Genomic DNA, 23,083 nt, shown 5'->3' with positions numbered 1-23,083 from the left:
TCCTTAAATCCTGAACTATGCGAACACTAATTCTACTCACGCTTCTAACCATTTACAGCAATTTTACTTATGCACAGAGTTGCACCACACCCTACCGTATTGTCGTCTTAGGCTCCTCCACGGCAGAGGGAATGGGTGCAACACCCAATCACGGGTGGGTAGCCCTTTATACTCAATATCTGAAAAGCATTAACGCCAATTACCAGGTCTACAACCTGGCCGTAGGTGGTTATACTACCTACCACATTAATCCAACCGGTTATGTTCCACCAACTGACCGGCCTGCCCCTGATACTGCGCATAACATTACCAAAGCACTATCGCTGCAGCCTGATGCTATCATTATTAATCTACCCACCAACGACGTTGGCCGGGGTTATACCCTGGCAGAACAGCAAGCCAATTACCAGCGCGTTATCAGCTTAGCTACTGCACAAAATGTTAAAGTCTGGGTCAGCACCACCCAGCCACGTAATGATTATACCGCGTCGATGGTCGCTAATCTCAAGACAATGCGCGACTGGACCATCTCTTACTTCGGCGACAAGTCCATTGATTTCTGGACAGGCATGAACCAGCCGAATGATTCCATCAAGTGGGCCTACAGCTATGGAGATGGCATTCACTTCAACGATTCGGGGCACTATGTACTATACACGAGGGTTGTTGCCAGAGGTATTCCACAGGCACTCTGTAACGGCACTCCGCCACCACCACCTGTACCTGTTGTACTGAACAGCTTTACCGTTACAAACAGCACCAATAAACTGCAGCTAAACTGGAACACGGCTTATGAAAAGAATGTGAAACGGTTCCTGGTACAGCGCAGCACAGACTCTGTTAATTTCAGTGCCCTCGCTACCGTCACTGCGACAGGTAATGACAGTACCGGAAGATCATATACTTATCTGGATACCGTCATCCGTAAAGTGAAACAGTTCTACAGGCTGGATGTGATCGTGGCAGACACACATTATATCTACAGCAGCATTAAATCCGGCATGCCGGATACGGCCTGGGGTACTCCGCCACCACCACAGGTACCTGTTGTACTGAACAGCTTTACCGTTACGAACAATACCAATAAACTACAGCTGAACTGGAGCACAGCTTATGAAAAGAATGTGAAGCGTTTCCTGGTACAGCGAAGTACAGACTCAGTGAACTTTAGTGCCCTTGCTACAGTCACTGCGACGGGTAATGACAGTACCGGAAGATCATATACTTATCTGGATACCGTCATCCGCAAAGTGAAACAGTTCTACAGGCTGGATGTTATTGTCGCAGACACACATTATATCTACAGCAGCATTAAATCTGGTATGCCGGATACAGCCTATGGCACTAATACCTATTTCAACATTACCAATCTCCAGGTACAACAGAGCAAGGATAAGCTGCAGATACTCTGGTATAGTAACAACGAGAAGAGTACAAAACAATTTATCATAGAACACAGCAGTGATTCACTGAACTGGAATGTTGTAGGTACCTTAGCTGCGGCAGGTAACTACCCTGGATCCCGCTTCTACAACTTCCTTGACTCCACTGTTTATTATCGCTTGCAATATTACCGGCTGAACATGGTCACCACGACCAACCTCCATTTCTTCAGCGCCGTGGTAAAAGGGATGCCTGATACCATGTATACTCAGCCATTCAGGGTCGCCACCTTTACGGTTACTTTGCAGCAGTCTAAAGCACAGCTCAACTGGACGACCAGTGCAGAGAAGAACACGAAGAACTTTACCATAGAACGCAGCCGTGACACCCTGACATGGCAGGCTATCGGCACCGTCAATGCAGCCAGCAATTCTACCACTACCCGCTCTTACAGCTTCCGGGATACCGCTACGCTGACGGGCACCGTTTATTACCGCCTCAACATGCTGACACATGATAACAGGCGCTTCTTCAGTAAAGTGGTCAAATTCTCTTTCCCTGCTGCACGTATTAAAGCTTCTCCGGCAGTACCTGTCGTCACCAGTACCAACGATGTGGTACAGCCCGTACGGCTGGCGCCTAACCCCGTACAGGAAAGCAGCCAGTTATTAGGCCTGCCTCCGGGCAATCATGCCGTCAGGATCTTTGATTTCTCCGGCCGGCAGATCTACTTTAATCCGCAGTTCCAGGCAGGCAGGAAAATAGACGCCCACCTATGGACAAGAGGCGTGTATATTGTAGTTGTAGATGAGGGGCAATACCGGTTGAAAATAGTGAAGCAGTAATTATAAAGAAATTAACATTCCTTTCTGATTTATCACATCCATGTCCGGGGGAAGGCGTTCGAAATGAACGCCTTCCCTTTTTTATATCTGACGAAGTTGCAAGGAATGCGAAATACATACTTTGTCTTCTTTGTCAAATTCTTTACCTAAGGGTCTGATGAAGTTGTAAAGAGTATAGTATACATACGTCGTCTTCCTTGTCATACTTCTTTACTCAATGGTTCGGATTAATTTATTGGAATCTGATAAAATCAGCCTATTTTATATCCCGTACCTTAATATTACCATGCTTTACCAGATGAGAAAGTACATCTTTCATTTTATCCTTGCCTTCATCTTCCTATCTTGCAATCAACCTTCAAAACAGGAGAATGCGTTCACTTCAGCTGCATTTACATCCCTGCCCAAATATCCTGCAAAGGCGCTTTTAGCTGATTTTGACCTGCTTGTTAACAGCCTGAAAGAGGCACATACCGGCATATACTGGTATACCACCGCAAGATCATTTGACAGCCTGGTAGCCGCCCGGCGTGCCATGATACAGGATAGCATGAACGGATTCCAGTTCTATAACATCGTCTCCCCGATAGTGGCTATTACGAAAGAAGACCATTGCGACATCAGCCTTTCAGATGACCTGAAAACCTTTCTACAGCAACAAGGAAAGTTTATGCCCTTGTCTGTACTCAATTCCGGCGACGATACATTCATTTTAAACGATACTGTTTCCGGGCATTCTCTCAAAGGCGCCCGTGTCATAGCCATCAATCGGGTGCCCGTTTCCGCAATCAAAGAAAAGATCTATCAGACCTTCGGATCTGATGGTAATATTTTAAGCTCCAAGATTGCCTTCCTGGATGGGATCCGATTTGCTATTGAATATGCCAAGGTGATTGGTCAGCCGGAAAGTTTCGATATGACGGTAATGAATCCTTCAAACGGAAAACAGCAAACAGTGCAGGTAAGGGCTGTAACATATCAAGCCCTTAAGGTAATTGAAACAAAAGTCAACAGCACCTATCATCAGGATACCAGCGAACTGCCTGCATCATTTCGGTATCTTGCCGGAAATATCGCGCGGCTGACCTTTAATACCTTCAGCAACAGCAGATTTCGCAAGCATAATATGGATTTCCGCAAGTTTACAGACTCCTGTTTTAATATCCTTTTAAAGGATAACACGGAAACCCTGATCATTGACATGCGTGAAAATGGCGGTGGTTCCGAAGGGAATGAGGACTATCTCTTCTCCTGGCTCACCGATCAGCCGTATATCAAATATGATAGTGTGGAATTATCCCGATTTGAATTCAGTTTCATTAATCATACAGACTATGCCACGGATAGCGATCGAATAGGGCTATATAATGAATTGCATGAAGAAAATGAGCTGACCAGCAATGGAAGAATACTTCGTAAAAAAGGGCTCTATATCCCGATGCCTCCAAGATCTCATCCTTTCAAAGGTCATCTGTATATCCTCACAAGTGGCTGGACATACTCCGGAGGAGCAGAATTCTGCAGTCTTTTACGCGAGCATACAAATGCTGTTTTTATCGGACAGGAAACCGGTGGCGGCTATTATGGCAATACTAGCGGAACAATGCTGGAACTTACCCTACCGGCAACAAAGCTCAGCATCTCCATTCCTATCCTTAAATTTAATCTGGCTGTACATAAGGGGATTCCCGGGCATGGTGTGATCCCGGACTTTGCTATCAAGCCCTCATTTGAGTCTTTTAGTAAAGGAATTGATCAGGAATTAGAGAAGGCGCTCTCAATCAGGCCAGCAGCAGCCAGATGATTTATCTCATTCCGCTATTGTAGCAGCTTGAGATAAAATCTCCTTTTCTCCTTTGTAAATGATCAGCTCTGCCGGTGGTCCATCAAGTTCCGCTCCCAGTACGGTGACGGAGCAGTTATATACATAGCCGTTGGTTTTGAATTCATATCTGTGGTTACCGCCGGTACCTTCGGGTATGAATTCTCCGTTTTCTATGATGAGGTCAGGTTTATCGCTCTGTTTATTTTTCAGGCCCCAGGAAGCGTAACGGTAATGCCCGTCGCCCATCTCATCAATCCTGATCCTGAACTTACCTGTTTCTATCAGGCAAACAGGCCGTTTAAATCCTTTCAGAGACGAATGTACCAGGCTCCTCTCCTTCTCTATCAGGAGAGCTCTCTTTTTACGCTCAACAGCCGACTGATAATTTACCGCGATCAGTTTTCCCTCTTCGTTCAGCCACAGCTGTCCGTGGTTCAGCATTAACCCGCGCCACCCCATTTTTGACCAGTCCTTGTCAGGGGCAGAGGTGGTGATCATTGTAACAAGTGAGTCGTCAAAGACTTCATTATACCTGCTTAAAAACTCCTGTTTGTTTTTTATCGGGGGAAGAGGATACTCTCTTCTTAAAGGATAAACGATCTTCTTAGATAATACTTCTTTATTATGTCGATTTACACAGGTGATGAAATCAGAAATAAGTTTTTGGTACTCAGCAGTTCCGTTCTGGCTAAATGCAGGAAGGAAATATGACGTTAACAACAATGTGGCAAGGAATATCTTTTTCATAAAATTAGTCGAGACGTTTAAGGGCAAAGATACCGAAACGCTAATGTCTTTACGCAGCAGATATTTTTTTCTATTTCGTTTCCGAAGAAGCTTTATACATGTAGTAACGCTTATCAAAATATGGCTTACAGGCAAAATCTACCCAGGAATATCCTTCTACTGATTCCTCCTTCGATCAAGTCCAGGTCAAGTCCTATTGATATCCTATGGAAGTGCAAATACGCCTCTCACTTACAAGTGATTTACAGGGGCATTACAATAGTCCTAAGGGGTATACAGCCGTTCTCTTAATCGCCTTATAACCCTCCTGAATAATGAAATCTATTTACTAACAAGATGTTAACTATCAGCGTATTAAACCCCAATTTTCCGTAAATTGAATAATAATCTATTGTATGTTATGGCCAAAAACTTTAATACACTTACACAGGGACTTTCCGGCCATGTCGGGGACCTGATCTATTACGAGCGGAACGGCAAGCAATTCTGCCGCAGAATGCCTCAGTATGGCCCGGACAGTATGTCTGCCGCCAGCAAACAAAGCAGCCGCGAATTCGCGAAGGCCAGTAAGGCCGCAAAATCGATCCGTTCTGCCTTGAATGGCATATGGCAGCCAGCACAAGACGAAACGACCGTATACAGGCTCAATAAGGCCGTTTACGCGGCGCTGAGAGAGGATACCCTGCACACCCTGGGCAAACGTGTATTCACTGCCGCTGCTTTACATCAACACCTGAAAGATTTCCGGTATAATAAAAAGGCCGTTATGACCATTGGCGGCATAGACACTATACGCCAGCAGAACGGCAGTGTGATAGTGAAACTACCCACTAACTGGCAGCACTGGCTGAAACCGCCTAAGGATGCCCGTTATATACAACTTCAGGCAGTAGCACTGGACATGGACCTTGAGCAGAACACCTGCGTTGGCAGCACGTCAGCAGCGAGCTGCGTCCGGCTGGGAGAGAAAGAGCATAGCCTTCTGCTGCCCGTCGCACCAGTTAGCGCCACGGCAACAATCGTTCTGTTACAGCTGCGCTTTCTGCGTACCAATACTGGTATTCAGTCCGCCGGCACGGCCAGCAGCGAACAGGCATTTGTAACTGCAGTGCTGGAGCCGGTATTACCTGCGGTAGAACAGAAAAAAGCGCCACAGCCATCAGCTAAAACTCCCAGGATTGCGAAGAAAAGCCGCTCTGCAGCGGATATACTGCGGACTGCCGACCGGGAAAGTAGGTTAACTGCGCAGCTCCACAGGGAACAGGTGATTCAAAGGGAATTGATACACCTCGCAGATGTACCGGAAAAAAGTCCTCCGCTAACCATCTTTCATCAATATGACTGCGACCAGTTTCTGGTCTGATCAACTCATTTTTATTCTGGCCACATAAGCAAAGCCGCCCATAGAGAGCGGCTTTACAATCTTTTTGTGCCCCCACCGAAAGTTTTAGATTCCCCCCGGTATCCGCTACCATAGCGGCATTAATTTTCCCATAACATGGTTCCGAATATGCAATCTAGCTACATCGCACACCCATCATTCATCCGCTACTTCTTTTGCATCTCATTCTTTACAGTCCTTACCACTAACCTGGTAATATTTCCTGCTCTTGGTTTCATATCATCCTTCACAGAAGAACTCAGCAGCAAGCCTGTTTTACTATCTACGGTAATCGTTCCTTTCCTGGAATAAGACGCCTGAATATCGTTATTCACAGCTGAAGCGGAAGATGCGGCAATCTCCATCTCACTCCCGTTATCAGATTTCACGGTATACTCTATTCTCAGTGATCCCACATGGTGGTTGTCGTCTTTGTACCATTTATCACCTACACCTACCTCTTCCTCCGGGATATAAGAGAACGCTCCATCAAAGATTTTTTTGATCTCTTCATTATTAATGGCCACCCTGGTTGATTTTCCGAAGCTTTGTGCCACTGCAGCGTCTTCTTCTCCCATACCGTCAAGCGCAATATTGACAAGCGTATCCACCCCGGTTACCTCATCTACCCTCCAATCGGAATTGATGTAAACGGTAAATGATTTCCCCAGCATTCCCTCCCCCAGTTTACGCAGCTGATCATTCTTCCTGTGTAACTCTTCGTTTGTGCTCTTTACCACAAACTCCTTGAAATCGTCTGAGTTAAAGCCAGTAAGATCATGCGTAAACAGGTGTTCCGTTCGCTGGTTGATTTTCATGTAAGTAGCCCTTATCATCAACTTTCCCTGCGCTGTCTTGCCTATTACCCGCAGGAACCAGCTGGTCGAAAAATTCTGATTAATGGCACGCACACCGTCTTCATGAATGTCGGAAATGGTATTGTTTCTCAAAATGTATTGCTCTCCTGGAGCCAATGCCGGAATAATTGCCCTCTTTACCTGTGCAGTTAAGATTGATGAAAAGAAGATAAGGCCCGTCAACAGGACAGTACTCTTAGTGGTCATAGGTATATGCGATTAGTTTAAGAAACAAATATATTAAAATGGTTATATAAAGTAAAGTAGCTTGTGACCACCGGTAAGTCCGCCGCTTATGAGATCAGGTTAAAGGATACCAGCACAATGGTAACACTCACACAGATCAGCGCCACCAGGAAGACGTAATCCGCTATCTTCTCCAGTCGATCGCTTCTCCGCTCCTCTTCCGCCCGCATGGACAGGAATGACAGGAAACAACTGGCCATTAAAAGCAGGGAGGCAATGCCGGTACTGTCGTCAATGAGCGTACCATTATTAAAATGCATGACTTTGATGGAGGTCAGCACAATCAGGCAGAATCCAAGCAGGTTGGTAGATGTATTGAGGATGTGTGGTGATTTGCTTCCGTTAGCCATATGCCGTGCTGAATTAAGGCCAAAAGTTAAGTAAAAGCTTGTTTTTAACGGATTTATCGGGAAAGTTATAAGGGAAATTTAACAAAGTGACTGAGTGTTAGTACTTCCAGGTCAACTTAAATGGCGCATTTATTGTGCCTTTATATAGCAGTTACTTCCACAAGTAGCCCGGCCCGGATATATTCGCAAATATAAACAACATGACATATGCAAGTTGTAATTAAAAGAGCTTATGACCCTGCTGACCCGAGAGATGGCTATCGCATTCTCGTTGACCGTCTATGGCCAAGGGGTATCAAAAAAGAGGCGGCTGAGATTGACCAGTGGCTTAAAGAAGTAGCTCCTTCCACGAAGCTGAGAACCTGGTTCGGGCATGATCCCGCAAAATGGAGGGAATTTAAAAAGAGATACCGGGAGGAGTTGAAGGATAACGAAGCCTGGGAGGAACTGCAGGATCTGGCCAGGGGAAAGAAGAAGATAACGCTGGTGTATGCTGCGAAGGATGAGGAGCATAACCAGGCAGTGGTGTTGGAGGAGTTATTGGGGGAAGAGTGACCGCACCTGATTTCCTTTTACAAGATGGCTACAGGTAATAGTCACCGCCCGCGAGGGCATTGGGTGAGTGCTATTAATCTCATCCCTGCTTATGATTCAAATAAAGAAGACAGCGCCTTTCTTTTGCTCAGGTTATCGAATTAGTGGTTGGGGCTTGGATACCTAAGAACCATGGGCCCATAGAGACGGATAGTTAGCATCTCCATCTTTAGTTCTGGCTGGCACAAGAATAGATCACCATTTGAATCAGTACTGGAATAACCATTAAAAGCAAAAAGATAAGACATGCCCAAACACTTACATTAGCTCTTGTTGCTGTCATTAAAAAAAGTCCCAAAGAGAAACTCCAGGATAAAGTCTTATCAAATGTCCTAAAAGTTTTGATGTGTCCGATGATCCGTTCATAACAAGCTACTTCCGGCGCAGATCCGATTATCGTAATGTACATTCCTAAAATCATCGTAATTGACGTAAGAATAATAAAAACGTACTGCTGCCTATTTAACTTCATATATTGTTCTATTTACCTCTTATTAAAACCGATCCGGTGTAATTACTTTGGTACCTGATTTTATATCTTTCATCTTTTACAATCATGTTAATTACATTAAAAAGCTCACCTAGATCTTTCTGATAAAAATTAGAGACATAAATAGTTTTAGTTTTCGAACCCAGGATAATCTCGACCTTTTTCTGATTTCCGTCTTCAACTGCCTTATTTATATACTCTGTTTTCAGTGTATCAATATCAATTGATCCCAACCAATCACAAAGGTCTAACCTTTCCTCCTGGCTCAGCGCTTTTCCATATAGCACTCTTTCAGTATCTCCAACAACACCGCCTAAAAACGTAATGGATATACTATCTTCACTTATTGCATACAGATTGACAAATGCACGTGAAGCATTGATATTCCAGACCTGTATCGAATAGCTTTTATCACATTTCTCCATGTGTTTATTCTTACAACTAAAACTCAATATGATTGTTATCAATGCAAGATACTTCATGGTGCGGTAATTCTTTATGAGACGAGATTTTGTCGAACACTTATATTTCTATCATTTCTACATCTTCAGCAAGTATTTTAATCTCGCCTCCGGTAGATGACGTTTTTATAACATAGCAGTGCAGCTTAACCTGATCGAAGAAACCTTTCCATTTTTTATAAAAATCCGTCAAATCTTCATCATCCGGTGGCGCAATGTAAGCATCATCAATTGATTCATTGGCAACAATTCCAAAATTCATTGTTGCTTTGAACAAATAGGATTTCTTGAAGACGAGTTTAGATTTTGAATTGCTTCCATACCATTTAACGATAATTTCGACACTATCGTTCCTGCCTGGATCATTTCTATCTATAAAAACACTTTGGAGCGTAGATATTATATGCTCATCTTTGCCTTTCATCCAGTTAAAAGAGGAAATAGTCATTCCAACCATAGAACGACTGTTTCCTCTTTAACGAAAGTGAATTAATTAATTATCATTTACTCTTGCATTTTAACGCAGGTGGCGTATACTGACCGACGGCGACGCTTGAAATAACCCGCTTATATATAGCCAAATTATCCTTACAGAAAAAGTAGTCAGCTCCTTTCTGCTTGTCATCTATCACAGGATCAGGCATACCAATCTTGTTATCCGGGTCTTCCTGTAGTACATTATACCGTCTATAAACAGCAAGCGCATCTTCCGTTAGTATATAATTTTCATCTCTCCAGAAAAAGAGTTTCCCATCTTTTTCATAGTACCTAAAGGGCAACTTTCCCTTGCTGCCAATAGTCGCATCAGGTCTTAACAACATCTTGGTACCACTTTTTACAATTGACACAGCTACCATATCACTGTATCTTTTGGGACTTAACAGTTTCACATAAAACGCCGAAGATTGTTTGTATAGTTTACATTTTCCGGAAAACTCGCCTATAGCTATCTGAATTGGATCCCCATTTAATGGCTGCGATAAGCTTTTCCTGGGCGAACTGCACCCTACCGAAAGCAGCGACAAAAATAATACGAAAGAAATGTTTTTGCTCATGGTAAAATCCATTTTCAAAGGCAAAATCACCTGTATAATTGCCTTTATCTCTATATGAAATGGCAACAGTATTCAACGTATCCAATAGTCCCATATTCCTTTTTTGAGAATCCCGGGGTATCCCCTAATAATAGATTCTACGTTGACACATATTCAATGCATTATATGGCAATTTCCCTCTTTCCAGCAATTCTCGCCCGTTATAAACAAATCCTCCTAATGGTAAGAACATATTGCTTCCCGCAGTACCTTTCATAATAGTAGTTTTCTCAATCACAAAAGGGTAAGGCTTACCAACTTTTACTTTATAATTATGCTCATTTTTATTCACCAATGGAGTCTTTACACCGAATGGGGACAAAATTGTAAACTTTTCACCCCTGTTATCTTCAGCCTTGACAACTATATAATTGTCAATAGGATAAATCTCCGTTACTATTGCTTTTACAACCAGGGTATCACCTGGTTTTGCCTGAGTAGACTTGATAAAAAATACAGGGCCCCACAGCAATAAGAATAGAAATTTAATCATTTTTGAATCACTTTTTTTACAGTTCGGTGTAAACGGCAGTTAAAGGAATTTACTAAGTTATCCTTGCGAAAAAATTAAACACCTATCGTGACTGCTTTACACCTATACTAGATATCAATTATCGTCTTATACCATCTTATGACATTGTTTCTTTCCTCACTTATTTCAAAGAAATAGTGAAACCTATAATAATTGTGCCTTGCAACCAGCTCGACAATAGTCAATCCGGGATGTAGCGCCAACCTCTTATTCACATACACTGCAACAATTGTTTTCCATTTCTTTCTTCTCCAAACCTCAGGTACAATTTCTTTTAATTTATAACTGTACTCATCCTTTGGATGCAGGCTATAAGCATTCAAGTCAAAGGCGCGAGCCGCCTCTATTCTTTTCCTCCGTTCTACCATTTGAACACTATCAATGCGTTTACTATACTCTTCGAAAGCTACAGGACGACGTAAAAAACTCAACTCGCTACCTATCTGCTTGTCGTAATAAATCCTGTTAACTGTAGGAAACTCATTTGCAAAAATGCTATCCAGAAAAAAATCAAATGCTGTCTGCTCGTACAACTTAGAACAGTCTTGACATTGTGCTACAGTATACCACAATCCTAAAAATGTGGACAATAGAAACGTTCTCATTTTTTGTATGATATTTTATGTCTAAGAACCGTCCTTTTTCTTCGGTGCCTTCATAACATGTCCTGAGTTGAAATTAGCCGTAGTTCCAATGAGGAGTATAACCAAGCAGTAGCGCTGAAGGAATTGTTACTTTAAGGCGGCTTCTACTGTCTTCTACTATATTATTTATCTACACCACATTTCGGATGTGGTGGCGTATAATAGCCAATTCCTATATTTGTAATAACTCTTTTATACTTGACAAAGTTATCTTTACAAAAATAATAATGTGCTGCCTTTTGTGAATCATCCGTATCTATGAGGAGCATCTCGCCCTCATGATCATTCTCCCTCTCCAATAAACCATACTTTTGGAAGACAGCGAGAGCTTCCTGACTTAAAGCATAATCATTGTCCCACCAAAAAAATAATCTTCCATCTTTTTCAAAATACCGTGAAGGTAGCTTGGTTTTACTACCGACAGCAACATCCGATTTAAGAAGTAATTTCCTACGATTCTTTCCGATTCTGACAACAACTAAATCCTTATAATCTTTTAAGCTATATACTGCAACGCTGAAAACTGTCCCCCTTTTATACAGTTTACAGTTGGCTGAAAAGTTTTTTATCGCAATTTGAATAGCATCATTTTTTTCTTCAAATTGCTTTATTCCGTTTTTAGGCAAACTGCAACCTTCAAATACTATTGAATATACAGCTATTATAGTTATAATAAATTTCTTCATAGATCAGTAACTAAAGGATCCATTAAAAAGACGCAAGATGCCCAGAGGAGGAAAAGTTTAAATAATTATCCATTTCATATTAGTGGCAAAGACTTATATTTTCCAGCATATTATAGACTTCAATCCAGAAAAACTCTGCTATGCTTCCAACAGGATAAGAACCACACAAAACAGAAAACTGCCGGTTCTGTTATAGAACGACTGTTCTCCCTTCAATAAAAGCAAGCACTTAATTATCGATCACTTTTGGCACTTCAAAACAGGAGGATCATACTCACCAACAGCTACGCTGGAAACGACCCGCTTATATATAGCCAGATTATTCTTACAGAAAAAGTAGGCAGCTCCTTTCTATTTGTCATTTATCACAGGATCAGGTATACCAATCTTGTTATCCGGGTCTTCCTGTTCTACATTATACCGCCGGTAAACAGCAAGCGCATCTTCCGTGAGTACATAATCTTCATCTCTCCAAAAAAAGAGCTTTCCATCCTTTTCAAAGTATCTAAAAGGCAGCTTCCCCTTGCTTCCAATAGTTGCATCAGGCTTTAATAACATCTTTGTGCCACTTTTTACATTTGACACCACTACCATGTCGCTGTATTTCTTTGGGCTTAACAGCTTCACGTAAAACGTTGAAGACTGTTTGTATAGTTTACATTTTTCTGAAAACTCGCCTATAGCTATCTGAATTGAATCTCCTTTTAATGGTTGCGATAAGCTTTTCCTGGATGAACTGCAGCCCACGGAAAACAGCGATAAAAATAATACGAAAGAGATGTTTTTTCTCATGGTAAAATCCATTTTTAAAAGGCCCAATGATCTGTAATTTTCCTCCAATTTACTCAGTTGTCTTTTTGATCGGCTTATGGGACTCCGCCATGATGCTAAACCTACATTTGAAGTATCCACTTCATCACCAATCCTATTTTCGACATAAACGATGGTCTAGGAAAAGAGGAGCTCATGCTTACGATTACTGTGAGGAATAGCAGCATAACCAAGCGACGGTGTTGGAGGAGTTGTTGACTGAAGGTGGGCATCTGCATTAGCGACGATATTTAAAGCCGGCATACGTCTCCAGTAACAAAATAAACCAAAAGAAAATCTCAGCGATAGTAATTACCTATCTCATAAGAACATGTATCGCTGGGCCTTTCGTTTTCTTTATTGATCGCGACTCTTTACTTATTTTCTTATTTTTAAAATCTTATAAGATTCTGCTGTGATGTCAAACCTACAACCCGACTTCCCCACTTGATATCCTACATAACCGATCCCATCTTCAAAATAAAGAATAGTGTAGTGCCCGTTTATAATACTGGACGCTATGCATTTCTCATCACTTAACGGGTAACAATCTCCTATCAAATAATATAGAAATACACTTTTACCGTTAATGAATGCTTCTTTAAATGGGATGACTGCAATAACTGATTCTTGAAGTCTTATATTATGCCGCAAATTTGATTCTCCAGGCTTCAATATAGTATCAACTGGATTTACACCGTAAAAATAATACCGAGGCATTTTCCTGTTTCTTACAAAATCCTCTTCTGTATCAATTATTTTATACACGCATCCTTGATGTAATGTAAATAATTTCCCACCTTTGAGAATTAAAGAATCAACCCTATTTTCTATTCTCTCAATGTAGCTGGAATCATTAATATATTCACGACTATATTCCAAGTATTGGCCACAACTGTCCGAATAATATTTTAATTCCAATTTAGATGCAACTTTACTCGGTTCTTTTAGCGTTCTACAGCAGACCAACAAAAGCATCATAATAATAGAAAGTCTCATTTACTTACTTTTTTTTATTAATAACCGACTTGTAACATCCTCTTTCATAACCTGGTAAGCAGCGGCTAATTTATTCCCATACTCGGAGGAACCATTATCCAAAGTCACTCCCAAAACTGATTTTGAATACTCTCCTACGATATCCGCTACTTCACTAATAATATTATTACTTTTATCTTGTATGCCAATACCGATAGCGCTTATTGCTTTTATATCGAGATCAGACACCCCCTCCATATTATTTGCTGTGACAAAATCCTTCAATACAGATTGCATTTTGCCCAGGTATTTCCCATACGACAGAGTAGCCTCTCCTCCCCATTTATAAGATGTTGCATCATCTATCTCGTAATGCGAATTTGCATGTAAAAACTCATGAGTTATAACAGCCGCTTGTCCCAGGGAATTGTAATTATCCGCTGCACCCCTATTCTTAGGTTCATTTTCAAAAAATGACATATTAGTATTACCTGTTGTCATTAAATATCCTCCATTTGATTGCGCTGTAGATGACGCAGCTTGAGGGATTGTTCTCCCATCCGAATTTCTACCTCTAGGATCTAGCGCCTGAACACTAAGGAGAATATTTCTTTCTTTTGTTCCCTCAAATCTGTTGGTTAATAATTTAAATGAAGCCTGCCCGTACAGTTTGTTGTAAGTTGCTTCATATGATGAACCAGTCCAACCAGAGCCTGGGATTATATCTCTTCCATCTATATCTATAAATAATACAGGATTATTAGAAGTAAAGCTATAGGGGCTTACTGGCTGATATTTATCAGCTAGCGGATCCAAATGATTCCAGCGCCCAATTTGCAGATTAAACATTCTACTACCAAAGTCGCTCCATTCCAATCCAGTCCCATCCCCAAATTCCTTATTTTGTTTTTCCTTACTCATAAACTGAATTCTATTCTCTGCGACTAATATGTTCTTTGAGCTAATCCCCGCCATCGTCAACCCAAACGGATAATAATGCGTCTCTTCCAACAACGGCCCACTATTCACTCCCAACACTACATTATCAAAGAACACATCCTGCTGACTCTCATTACTTGTATAAACATACAAAAATCCAGTCTCTTCGATTGCCATTTTTTCCACTCCTAACTCCTGCAGCTCATCAGGGCTCTCCTTCACCTGTCTCACCCCACTATTATCCTCCACTAGTTTAAAATCATCATTGAATAAAACAAAGCTCAAATACGCCTTTGGACGATTTGCTTGCCCATTATCGTTATTCTTCTCCTTTAAACGTTGATAATTATTGTTGTAGAAATCTGTGTTAAAAGGCGTACTATTAGAAATCGCTTCAGAAGCATGTGATCCATTTCCACTTGCGGAGCCACCGAACGCCTGTACCAGCCCCGCAACCATATCCTCTACCGGGGTCTTTCCATTGTTATTATCCGGCCCCTGGGACTTATAAAATGCCTTTGCCTTGATCCGAACTGTATCACCAGCCATTACCCGCAATACCAGAGATGGGCCTATCTTCTTCCCACCTGCCTTCGCATTCAACTTCGCAGCAAACTTGTTCTCTTCAGTAGTCTGGTCGGCAGGATAGCCGGAGGGTACCTCTGCACGGGTCTCTTCCACGTTACTAAACAACGTTACTTCCTGAGCGGCTACGGCTGTTTCCATGGTAGCCGTATACATTGTAAAGTCTGTTTGATCGGTCAATACTGTTCTTACATTCCCCAGGTGATCCTTCTCAAAATAGTCATAAGCATATTGTATAGGTTGTCCGCTTTTATAAACAGGGCGGATACGACCTTCTTCATGGCTAATCAACTCCAGGCTATCTTGCCTGTATACAAATATCCCCGCATAATCAGTCACAGTTATCCTGGAAGGGCTGACTGTATTATCCAATACAGTCTTACTCAGCTTATTCCCCATAGCATCATACTCGTAAGTTATCGTACCTTTCCCCGCAACCGTAATGACCGAAGGAAGATTCAGATGATTATACGCAATTGAACTGATGTGCTTATTGGAATCTGCCACCATATTCCCATTTCCATCATAGAAATAGTCATTACCACTGTTAGTTCCGTCAATGAAATCCCCCAGTTTTGCAGACGCTGTTTTAGCGGGATTGGGGTCAGCTACTGCAGCCAGCTTGTTACTATTGGTCAGGTAGGTATAACTTAAACGATCTATCGTATCAATACTTGTTCCGATCATCCCCTTCTGCCACATGGATCTGATATTACCATTAGCATCATAAGTCAGATTACTAACTGTAAAATCCTTTTTATCCTGCGCCCAGCTACCACCATTCTTCTGAGTGAAGTACGCGCCTGTTAACCGATTAGCCTTATCATAACTATAACCATATGCCCAGGCACTATCTGCACGGGTTTTCCACTTCACACCAGATATATTACCATTGTACAGACTGGAATCAAATCCATAGTCATAACTCAGCTCCTGACCAAACCAGTTAGATGTACTAGTTCCGCTGTTTACAAAGTTCTTGTTAATACCCTGTAACCAGCCCCGGATATTATATGTATAGTTCAAGCTGTCAATTACACTACCGGAAGAACCTACACCTAAACGTTTCAGCTTTAATTGCCCCAGTTCATCGTAGCTACTTGCAGCTATCAGTCGCTCCTGACTTACATCATCATTCAACTGTTTCTTCACGGTTAACAATCGACCTCCCTGATCATAGGTCATACTTGTCAGCAACGTACTTTGCAATGTAGCACTTTGAGGATTTTGATGACGAAGATAAGTCGCCAGCACAGCCCCTTTAAAGTTGTACAGCGTTGTCAGTACATCTTTGCCTCCCAGATTGTTCTCACTTATCACTTGGAAAGCACGCCCCTTATCATTGTAGTAAGTTGTTGTCGTCAACCACTTATTAGTTCCCAATACCCTTACTTTAGTACCTGTTACTAAGCCAATGGTCATATTACTTACCGGCAGTTTCTCTGGATATAGCGTATCTGCAGCCGCTAATTTGCCAGTATCAGTGCCCACGAAAGCCAGCTTACCGGAATAATTATAATTATCGTAAAAGGTATAGGTAAGAGGTGTTAAAGCTGACGTAGATATATTCGGCAATGGATTAGTAGCTGTTATTACTGTCGTATCACCTGCAGCAGGATCAATTTTTGCCTCAGTTGCACCTCCTGCACCAGAATCAAATCCATCCAATATTGTAATGCTGTTAGTAGCTGTATATAAAGGACTACCGTCATGAGTATACAGACTCAGATCTGCTTCTGCCGGCGCTACATAAGAAATAGATTGGGATGCCGGAGCAGCATTCATACTCGTCTGCAAAGCTTCCCTCGTAGATGAACCCTTATAAATAGCTGTCATTGTGGGACGGTTCAGGTCATCGTAGAAAGTAACCAACCATTCCATAGGCGACTTCGTCCGCTGAACGGAGTCCTGCGTAAATACAAGCCTGTCCCGCACATCATATACCATAAATACTCTTCCGGCACCAGGTACCTTTTTCACCACCATGCGTTGCCTTGCATCGTATTGATACTGGAAACACAATTCATCAGCAATAGCTGTACTTATAATCCATGGGCCTTTTATAGCCTCTACAGCCAATGGAGGTATAACAAAGCGAAGACTTCCCAGATCGTCATACACGTAATACGTACATAACCAGCCAATATGTCCTGTACCAGGAATAGCAGCTATCTGCACTTTTTTTAGTATCACCTGCCCCTGCTTATCCTTATACTCTACCACCTGACTCCCTTGCTCGTCAATAGTCACATTCTCTTGTAACTGTCCGGCAGCATAGTTGCCAGTACTGGTGGGTATACCTGTTCCGATATTCCACAACCTCACTGAATCAGCAACCGCATTTACCTGATACCGGCTCTCTACAGGATGATTCACCCAACTATTACCCGGTGCATAAGATTTAAGCGGTCTGTTAAGCGGCGACTGCTCAAACTCCTGCTGGCTATAGTAAATATTCTCACCAGTAACACCCGGGTTAATTACGCCATTCTGATAAAATGCTCTCTGCGCATTAAAAGGATCAGTCTTAAACTTCCCATCATTCAAATTACCAGACTGCTGTACATAGGGAAGATATTTGTATTGCTCCCTTCCATAATTATCATATATCACTGGCGCCACCAGGTCCTTCCCTTCACTGCTGATTCCCTTTGAGACCGTCTGTATTGGGCGACCAAGACCATCAAAGTACTGTGTGGTCTGTTTCACCTCCCTTACCAGCCTGCTGGTTGATATAACTGCAGCAGTATCCGTCAAAGGCTTATCCGGCTCCCAGGTTCTGATATAGTTGATCGAGGTAGTGTTGTATGCTGCTGGAACCGTTACCGCCGTAGCTGTACTACGCGTTCCACCGGGTTTATTTTGGGCAGATAAAAAGCCCGGAATAAGCAACAATAACACCCAGCAAAATACACGCTGAAACTTTTTCATAAAAAGCAAACTTATATAATTCGACTATTTATAGACTTCGATAATAATAGGCGTGGATACATTCCAGGATTTAACTCCCGAAACCGCCTGCTCAACACCATTTACTATTGCGTTGAAAGGCTGCATACCTTGTATCTTCACCACATAACTATTACTTGCAGGTAACATTTCTTTGTATGGTAATACCGGATCTCCAATTCCCTTGAACTCATACTGATACAACACCACACCGTTAATATTCGTAATAGTCACAGAAAATGTAGACACTCCGGCAGTAGGACATTCACCTACAAAAAAGTTTGCAGTAGGATCAGGAACACAAGTCCCATGCGAGTCAGCATAACTCTGTCCATATATGTCTATCTCACGCTGCGCCAATGAATCTGCTGCAGCCTGACTGGTTTGCACTATATATCGCCCGGCCGGTACCACATAGTTATAAGGGCTACCGACATACCCTAATCCACAGGTCGTGGGAGTGAAAACCTTACTTTTCGCTACATTATAGAAATTACAGGTACCAGTAGTATTTGCATAGTTCTGACCATTTGCATTGATCTCGGCATCTGCATATGCATCTGCGTCAGCCTGACTAACATATGACTTATATTTCTCGGCCGGAACAACATATGTAAGCACTGACCCATCCCCGATAGTACAGTCATTCTTTTTAAAGGTCGCCACCTTCTGTACATTAAAGTAAATAGAAGTGGTTGGCTGACTTACAGGTCGCACATAACTATACTCATACCTTTTAAGAATATTACCGTATGCGTCCCTGACCTGCAACAACCGGTTAAAGCCATCATAATCGAAATAGGAAATTGCATTATTGGCATCACTCTGAGCTGTCATTCCTATCAAAGGATCATGAACGAATGTTTGCATCATCGCATTTTGTGGAAGCAGTCGCAGTTCATCAATTATTACAGTACCCTTTACAGTAATAGTAGTGGCTCCTGCAGCCAGTTTATGCTGATAGAATGTCCAGCCATTAATTGTCTTTCCAGCTGTACCTGATTGCCCATTCACGGTGGCAGATGCACCTTTAGCCCAATATGAAACCATATATGTTTTGGTACCGTCAAGTCCCGTCTTACCAATATCTCCGCCTGACAATGTATATGAAGCTTTTCCCGTCAGAGATGTTGTGGTATTTCTTGCAGTCCCCATCTGCCAGTTTCCTGTAGAAGACGTTTCAAAGCCACTATAAGCAATATCTGTTAACACTGCATTGGCAGCTTTGGCTACTACCAGGCTATTATTGTAATCATATATTAAAGCACTCGACAGGCCATTCCTTTCACGATACTGCGTAATGTTACCAGAAGCATCATAAAGCTGGATGCTGGCCTTCTCCTCAAGTGGATTGCCTAAAACTGACGATTCTAATTTAGATGGTGCAATTAAGGCACTGGTAAATGCCGCATAATTGATCCGCTCCTTGCTTATTTCAGCAGTATCATTTTTTACAATCCGTTGTTCCACTACATTACCAATCATATTGCGCGAAACCATATCCGAATAAGGCACAGTACTTCCTCCACTCACCATCTCATCCGGATATTTAGTATAGGTAGTAAAAGTCTGATTCTTACTATCAGTCGTCACTGTTCTGGTAACGCCAAGATGTTTCTTATTATCGTAATAATACCTCGTCAGTGACGTCAACGATGTTCCATCATCCGGGTTATACATTGTTTCTTCAGTTGAAGTTTTCTGCACCCATGATGTTACCAGGTTATATATTCCATATCCATAGTCGTTCTTATATTCGTCTGTGGCTGGAATAAAATAACCATCCTGCTCATTGCCACAGGGATATAAAACAGTTCTTAACTTTTTAACACGCAAGGCTTTCAATCGGCGATAAAGAAGGGTGGTATCTCCGTCATTAAACGCATATTCGTCCTTAACACGGCTGACAGGCGCATAGCTACTTCCCTTCTTCACATATACAGTTTTCTCTGACAGCAATCCTCTTTTATAATCATAGTTATTAACAGGAATGGAATTATTAGCAGCAGCTATATCCAGTCCAGGCCAATATGTGTGATCGAAGTAGTAGCTATTGGAGGAGTCAGCCGTAAACAAATAATTATATTTGGTATAACCGTTATCTATGCTGTTATTATCCACGTTATATTCCCTCACTTCCTGGTATCCAACGGAGGCGCCCTGTGTTACACCAAGTATCACCTGACTGCTGCTAGTCTCTTCTATGTAATTTGCAAAATTCGTTTTACACAAATCATACATTTGCTCAGATGAACCCCACATATCAACAGCATAGTAATGAATGTAAGCAGGATAGGTCAGCAAGATGCCTGGAGAATATTCAAATTTCTTAATTTCTACAGGAGCCGTGCCTATATTATCATAGTTCTTTATGCTTTTGATCCTTAAACCACCAGCAATAGGTGGCGGCGGGGCACCCGGCGTCGTAGAAGTTGACTGTGTTCTGAATGTGATACCAGCCAGAATATGTCCCTTTTGCCATTCTTCTCCACAATCAAAATAACTGCATGTATTATCGACGGTAATTCTGTAAGATCCTGAAGGAAGATTAAATGTAGTTTTAGGCACTATGACATTGTAAGACCCATCGGGGTTAGCTGGAATATTACCACCGGGGAACAGATCAAAAGCATTCCAATAATTAGTCTGTACATAGGTTGAGCCACTCAGCCGTTCCAGCTTTACATAAGGAAGCCATGCGCGATCCTTCATCGGTGGTTTGAAATAGTCTGTAAATTCAATTTCAATTGTAGCATCGCTCTGCGTTTCAGTCACGACAAAAGTAGCTGTACTATCAAACCCTCTGGGCATTTTGGGATTATAGTTGCTGACCCATATCGTATTCGATCCGACAACGGTAGTAGGTGCACCGGGAGTTACACTCGCCTGATATCGATGTGCTTCATAGTCGAAATCTGTATATCCCCCCGTCGGGTATTTTATCCGCCACAGCGTTCCTGCCTTCATGGCAGCTTCATCAGGCTCCCTATTTGCAGACAAGATTGTTTGCAATTTACTGTTGTTCGGAAGCAGGTTACTATTGCCAGCGCCATTGAAATATCCCCAGTGATCCTGTGAATTAGAAAACCTGGATGGAAGGCCAGAGTAATAGTAAAAACTATGTGTCATCTTGTCTGTACGGCTTTTGTTGTATTCAGATACAGAGTCAAGATAATAGCGATTACCGGTATAGGAATATTGAAAGAGGAATTTCTTAACCAGACTCCCTGTACCCGTCGCAACAACTTCTATACTATCTAATAAAGTTCCCGACAACATATCCTGCCGGGCAGTATTTGACTTAAATCTGACCTCGCCCTGCGACCACCTTATAGAAGACAATCCTCCCTTCCCAGTCGTCAGTTGACGGGTATTCATAGGATCACTGTTGGGCGTTCCGTTATACAAAACAGTTGATGTATGAAGGATAGTGGTCCAGGAAGAATTCAAAGCAGGCTGGTAAGTCATTGGGCTTGTCAGCTCTTTTAATGACTGAGTTGATTTGAGCGTATAAGATTCGCTCTTATCTACGTACTGCAATGATATTGTATCGCTTTTATCAGCCGATATAATACTTGTCAGATACCAGGCATTATCAAAAAATTCAAAGCTTCCAGGGGATCCATCTGCAATCCTTGTCTGCTCTACTCCACCGGAAACACCATCCGTTGATCCAAAAGTGTAAATCGTTCCACTTTCATCAACAATCTCCCAGATATTCGCAGCACTGCCGGACATGAAAGGATTTTTCGTCAGCTTAAGTGCATTCTCAGGAATACTATGAAAGTTACCTTTCTCGTCAAAGAAGAATTTTCCGGAGCGGCCATTGAAGTTATAAAAGTAAGCATCCGGCTCTGTATCAATTTCCCCATCAGTTACCTTATTAAAGTACAGGAAGGTGTTAACGTTGTTCAAGGCGTAATTATCCTGTAAAACAATCCCCGATTTCAATCTGGTCAGGTATCCATTTGGATCATTATCCGCCAATCCAATTATCGTACGCGTGATGGCTCCGCCGGCATTTAAAGTCCAACCTACACCGGTACCGGCACTCACTTCTTCGACTCTCACTCCGGAACCATGATAACCCAGTGATATTGGCAACGACAGTTTACCTTCCTTTACATCGTAAATTGAAACGCTGACATTAGCGACACCTGTGTAATAACTAACAGGCCATGCACCAAATTTTCCAAGGGATGCGGCTGTAGGCGATGGCGGTACAACCTCCGGGATAAAACCATTGCTCAAACTGCCGGCTTTAGACTGAGACTTTGCAATGTAGGTCCCCAGCAAACATATTATAAATGGTACGCAAAAAATTGAACGTACAGAAAACTTGCTCATTATTTAAAAAAGTTTAGGTATAGCGTCCTATATCATTAGATTCAGAGTCTGCACGACTCCTTAATTTGGTCAGATTCTATTTGGTTTTTGTCACTTTGAGTTTTCGCATTCAAACAATTTTCTTTTCAGATTGATTTCATTGGTATTGAGATTGTTTATAAAAATTGTCCCTGAAAATTTTCATCTACTGTTTTACATGCACTAATCGCTGCATTACCCGGAATAAGTATTTCTCCGGTAATTCAGATGCTTTTGAAAACTGCTACCCAGGGCCTCGTACATCATATCAGCATGATAAGAGCCAATAAGGCCTGCGCAGGTTTATTATAAGAAGCTTATA

At 42.0% G+C, this 23,083-nt stretch carries 18 protein-coding genes; 4 read left to right on the top strand and 14 right to left on the bottom strand.

Annotated elements, in window-relative coordinates:
- Nucleotides 1-17 precede the first annotated feature (17 nt).
- Both BLR32_RS17740 and BLR32_RS17735 read left to right on the top strand, forming a co-directional pair.
- Nucleotides 18-2,228: an SGNH/GDSL hydrolase family protein gene (locus BLR32_RS17740; RefSeq protein ID WP_089834141.1), complete on the top strand. Its 2,211-nt coding sequence runs from the start codon at nucleotides 18-20 to the stop codon at nucleotides 2,226-2,228.
- Nucleotides 2,229-2,526: 298 nt separating this feature from the next.
- A complete protein-coding gene (locus BLR32_RS17735; RefSeq protein WP_176842328.1) occupies nucleotides 2,527-4,032 on the top strand; it encodes a S41 family peptidase in 1,506 nt (501 codons plus the stop codon).
- 6 nt (nucleotides 4,033-4,038) lie between these two features.
- Here BLR32_RS17735 and BLR32_RS17730 read toward each other — a convergent pair whose 3' ends face one another.
- On the bottom strand, nucleotides 4,039-4,800 hold the full coding sequence (locus tag BLR32_RS17730) for a hypothetical protein (protein ID WP_089834139.1): 762 nt from the start codon (nucleotides 4,798-4,800) through the stop codon (nucleotides 4,039-4,041).
- 400 nt (nucleotides 4,801-5,200) lie between these two features.
- On the opposite strand from BLR32_RS17730, the gene BLR32_RS17725 reads away from it, so the two are divergent.
- Entirely contained in the window at nucleotides 5,201-6,163 is a 963-nt protein-coding gene (locus BLR32_RS17725; protein ID WP_089834136.1) for a hypothetical protein, read from the top strand.
- Nucleotides 6,164-6,348: 185 nt separating this feature from the next.
- On the opposite strand, the gene BLR32_RS17720 is transcribed toward BLR32_RS17725, so the two are convergent.
- Together BLR32_RS17720 and BLR32_RS17715 are read right to left on the bottom strand one after the other, a co-directional pair.
- Nucleotides 6,349-7,245 (bottom strand): DUF6263 family protein, encoded by an 897-nt coding sequence (locus BLR32_RS17720; RefSeq protein WP_089834134.1) that lies wholly within the window; start codon nucleotides 7,243-7,245, stop codon nucleotides 6,349-6,351.
- Between the two features lie 86 nt (nucleotides 7,246-7,331).
- On the bottom strand, nucleotides 7,332-7,634 hold the full coding sequence (locus tag BLR32_RS17715; RefSeq protein ID WP_089834132.1) for a hypothetical protein: 303 nt from the start codon (nucleotides 7,632-7,634) through the stop codon (nucleotides 7,332-7,334).
- 207 nt (nucleotides 7,635-7,841) lie between these two features.
- Here BLR32_RS17715 and BLR32_RS17710 point away from each other — a divergent pair, with 207 nt between their 5' ends.
- Nucleotides 7,842-8,189, top strand: a complete 348-nt coding sequence (locus BLR32_RS17710; RefSeq protein ID WP_089834130.1) for a DUF488 domain-containing protein — start codon at nucleotides 7,842-7,844, stop codon at nucleotides 8,187-8,189.
- A gap of 519 nt (nucleotides 8,190-8,708) precedes the next feature.
- Here BLR32_RS17710 and BLR32_RS17700 read toward each other — a convergent pair.
- The 11 genes from BLR32_RS17700 to BLR32_RS17650 all read right to left on the bottom strand — a co-directional run bounded on the left by BLR32_RS17700 (nucleotide 8,709) and on the right by BLR32_RS17650 (nucleotide 22,647).
- Nucleotides 8,709-9,200 carry a hypothetical protein gene (locus BLR32_RS17700; protein WP_089834127.1) on the bottom strand — a complete coding sequence of 164 codons (492 nt, stop codon included), beginning with the start codon at nucleotides 9,198-9,200 and terminating at the stop codon, nucleotides 8,709-8,711.
- 40 nt (nucleotides 9,201-9,240) lie between these two features.
- Nucleotides 9,241-9,636: a hypothetical protein gene (locus BLR32_RS17695; RefSeq protein ID WP_089834125.1), complete on the bottom strand. Its 396-nt coding sequence runs from the start codon at nucleotides 9,634-9,636 to the stop codon at nucleotides 9,241-9,243.
- Nucleotides 9,637-9,679: 43 nt separating this feature from the next.
- A complete protein-coding gene (locus tag BLR32_RS17690) occupies nucleotides 9,680-10,036 on the bottom strand; it encodes a hypothetical protein (RefSeq protein ID WP_089834123.1) in 357 nt (118 codons plus the stop codon).
- A 61-nt stretch (nucleotides 10,037-10,097) separates the two neighbouring features.
- On the bottom strand, nucleotides 10,098-10,328 hold the full coding sequence (locus tag BLR32_RS17685; protein WP_089834121.1) for a hypothetical protein: 231 nt from the start codon (nucleotides 10,326-10,328) through the stop codon (nucleotides 10,098-10,100).
- A 30-nt stretch (nucleotides 10,329-10,358) separates the two neighbouring features.
- Nucleotides 10,359-10,766 carry a hypothetical protein gene (locus BLR32_RS17680; protein ID WP_089834119.1) on the bottom strand — a complete coding sequence of 136 codons (408 nt, stop codon included), beginning with the start codon at nucleotides 10,764-10,766 and terminating at the stop codon, nucleotides 10,359-10,361.
- Between the two features lie 107 nt (nucleotides 10,767-10,873).
- The gene (locus tag BLR32_RS17675) at nucleotides 10,874-11,410 is read right to left on the bottom strand and encodes a hypothetical protein (protein WP_143011506.1); all 537 of its coding nucleotides are present in this window, start codon (nucleotides 11,408-11,410) and stop codon (nucleotides 10,874-10,876) included.
- Nucleotides 11,411-11,571: 161 nt separating this feature from the next.
- Nucleotides 11,572-12,135 carry a hypothetical protein gene (locus tag BLR32_RS17670; RefSeq protein ID WP_089834114.1) on the bottom strand — a complete coding sequence of 188 codons (564 nt, stop codon included), beginning with the start codon at nucleotides 12,133-12,135 and terminating at the stop codon, nucleotides 11,572-11,574.
- 351 nt (nucleotides 12,136-12,486) lie between these two features.
- Complete coding sequence (locus BLR32_RS17665) at nucleotides 12,487-12,927, bottom strand: hypothetical protein (protein WP_143011505.1); 441 nt, start codon at nucleotides 12,925-12,927, stop codon at nucleotides 12,487-12,489.
- Nucleotides 12,928-13,323: 396 nt separating this feature from the next.
- Complete coding sequence (locus BLR32_RS17660; RefSeq protein WP_089834110.1) at nucleotides 13,324-13,944, bottom strand: hypothetical protein; 621 nt, start codon at nucleotides 13,942-13,944, stop codon at nucleotides 13,324-13,326.
- Complete coding sequence (locus BLR32_RS17655) at nucleotides 13,945-18,378, bottom strand: DUF6443 domain-containing protein (protein WP_089834107.1); 4,434 nt, start codon at nucleotides 18,376-18,378, stop codon at nucleotides 13,945-13,947.
- Nucleotides 18,379-18,402: 24 nt separating this feature from the next.
- Entirely contained in the window at nucleotides 18,403-22,647 is a 4,245-nt protein-coding gene (locus tag BLR32_RS17650) for a DUF5977 domain-containing protein (RefSeq protein WP_143011504.1), read from the bottom strand.
- Nucleotides 22,648-23,083 lie beyond the last annotated feature (436 nt).

Origin of the sequence: Chitinophaga filiformis (assembly GCF_900102545.1) — a bacterium.
Classification (GTDB): Bacteria; Bacteroidota; Bacteroidia; order Chitinophagales; family Chitinophagaceae; genus Chitinophaga; species Chitinophaga filiformis.
The sequence above is the reverse complement of the archived record's forward strand: the minus strand, read 5'-3'. Positions and strand labels throughout refer to the sequence as shown.

Bases quoted from the DNA above. Each gene is read 5' to 3' on its own strand.
- BLR32_RS17720 (WP_089834134.1), bottom strand. From the start codon at position 7,245: ATGACCACTAAGAGTACTGTCCTGTTGACGGGCCTTATCTTCTTTTCA.
- BLR32_RS17725 (WP_089834136.1), top strand. From the start codon at position 5,201: ATGGCCAAAAACTTTAATACACTTACACAGGGACTTTCCGGCCATGTC.
- BLR32_RS17660 (WP_089834110.1), bottom strand. From the start codon at position 13,944: ATGAGACTTTCTATTATTATGATGCTTTTGTTGGTCTGCTGTAGAACG.
- BLR32_RS17700 (WP_089834127.1), bottom strand. From the start codon at position 9,200: ATGAAGTATCTTGCATTGATAACAATCATATTGAGTTTTAGTTGTAAG.
- BLR32_RS17735 (WP_176842328.1), top strand. From the start codon at position 2,527: ATGAGAAAGTACATCTTTCATTTTATCCTTGCCTTCATCTTCCTATCT.
- BLR32_RS17685 (WP_089834121.1), bottom strand. From the start codon at position 10,328: ATGGGACTATTGGATACGTTGAATACTGTTGCCATTTCATATAGAGAT.
- BLR32_RS17740 (WP_089834141.1), top strand. From the start codon at position 18: ATGCGAACACTAATTCTACTCACGCTTCTAACCATTTACAGCAATTTT.
- BLR32_RS17690 (WP_089834123.1), bottom strand. From the start codon at position 10,036: ATGGTAGCTGTGTCAATTGTAAAAAGTGGTACCAAGATGTTGTTAAGA.
- BLR32_RS17675 (WP_143011506.1), bottom strand. From the start codon at position 11,410: ATGAGAACGTTTCTATTGTCCACATTTTTAGGATTGTGGTATACTGTA.
- BLR32_RS17730 (WP_089834139.1), bottom strand. From the start codon at position 4,800: ATGAAAAAGATATTCCTTGCCACATTGTTGTTAACGTCATATTTCCTT.
- BLR32_RS17665 (WP_143011505.1), bottom strand. From the start codon at position 12,927: ATGAGAAAAAACATCTCTTTCGTATTATTTTTATCGCTGTTTTCCGTG.
- BLR32_RS17710 (WP_089834130.1), top strand. From the start codon at position 7,842: ATGCAAGTTGTAATTAAAAGAGCTTATGACCCTGCTGACCCGAGAGAT.
- BLR32_RS17695 (WP_089834125.1), bottom strand. From the start codon at position 9,636: ATGGTTGGAATGACTATTTCCTCTTTTAACTGGATGAAAGGCAAAGAT.
- BLR32_RS17715 (WP_089834132.1), bottom strand. From the start codon at position 7,634: ATGGCTAACGGAAGCAAATCACCACACATCCTCAATACATCTACCAAC.
- BLR32_RS17655 (WP_089834107.1), bottom strand. From the start codon at position 18,378: ATGAAAAAGTTTCAGCGTGTATTTTGCTGGGTGTTATTGTTGCTTATT.
- BLR32_RS17680 (WP_089834119.1), bottom strand. From the start codon at position 10,766: ATGATTAAATTTCTATTCTTATTGCTGTGGGGCCCTGTATTTTTTATC.
- BLR32_RS17670 (WP_089834114.1), bottom strand. From the start codon at position 12,135: ATGAAGAAATTTATTATAACTATAATAGCTGTATATTCAATAGTATTT.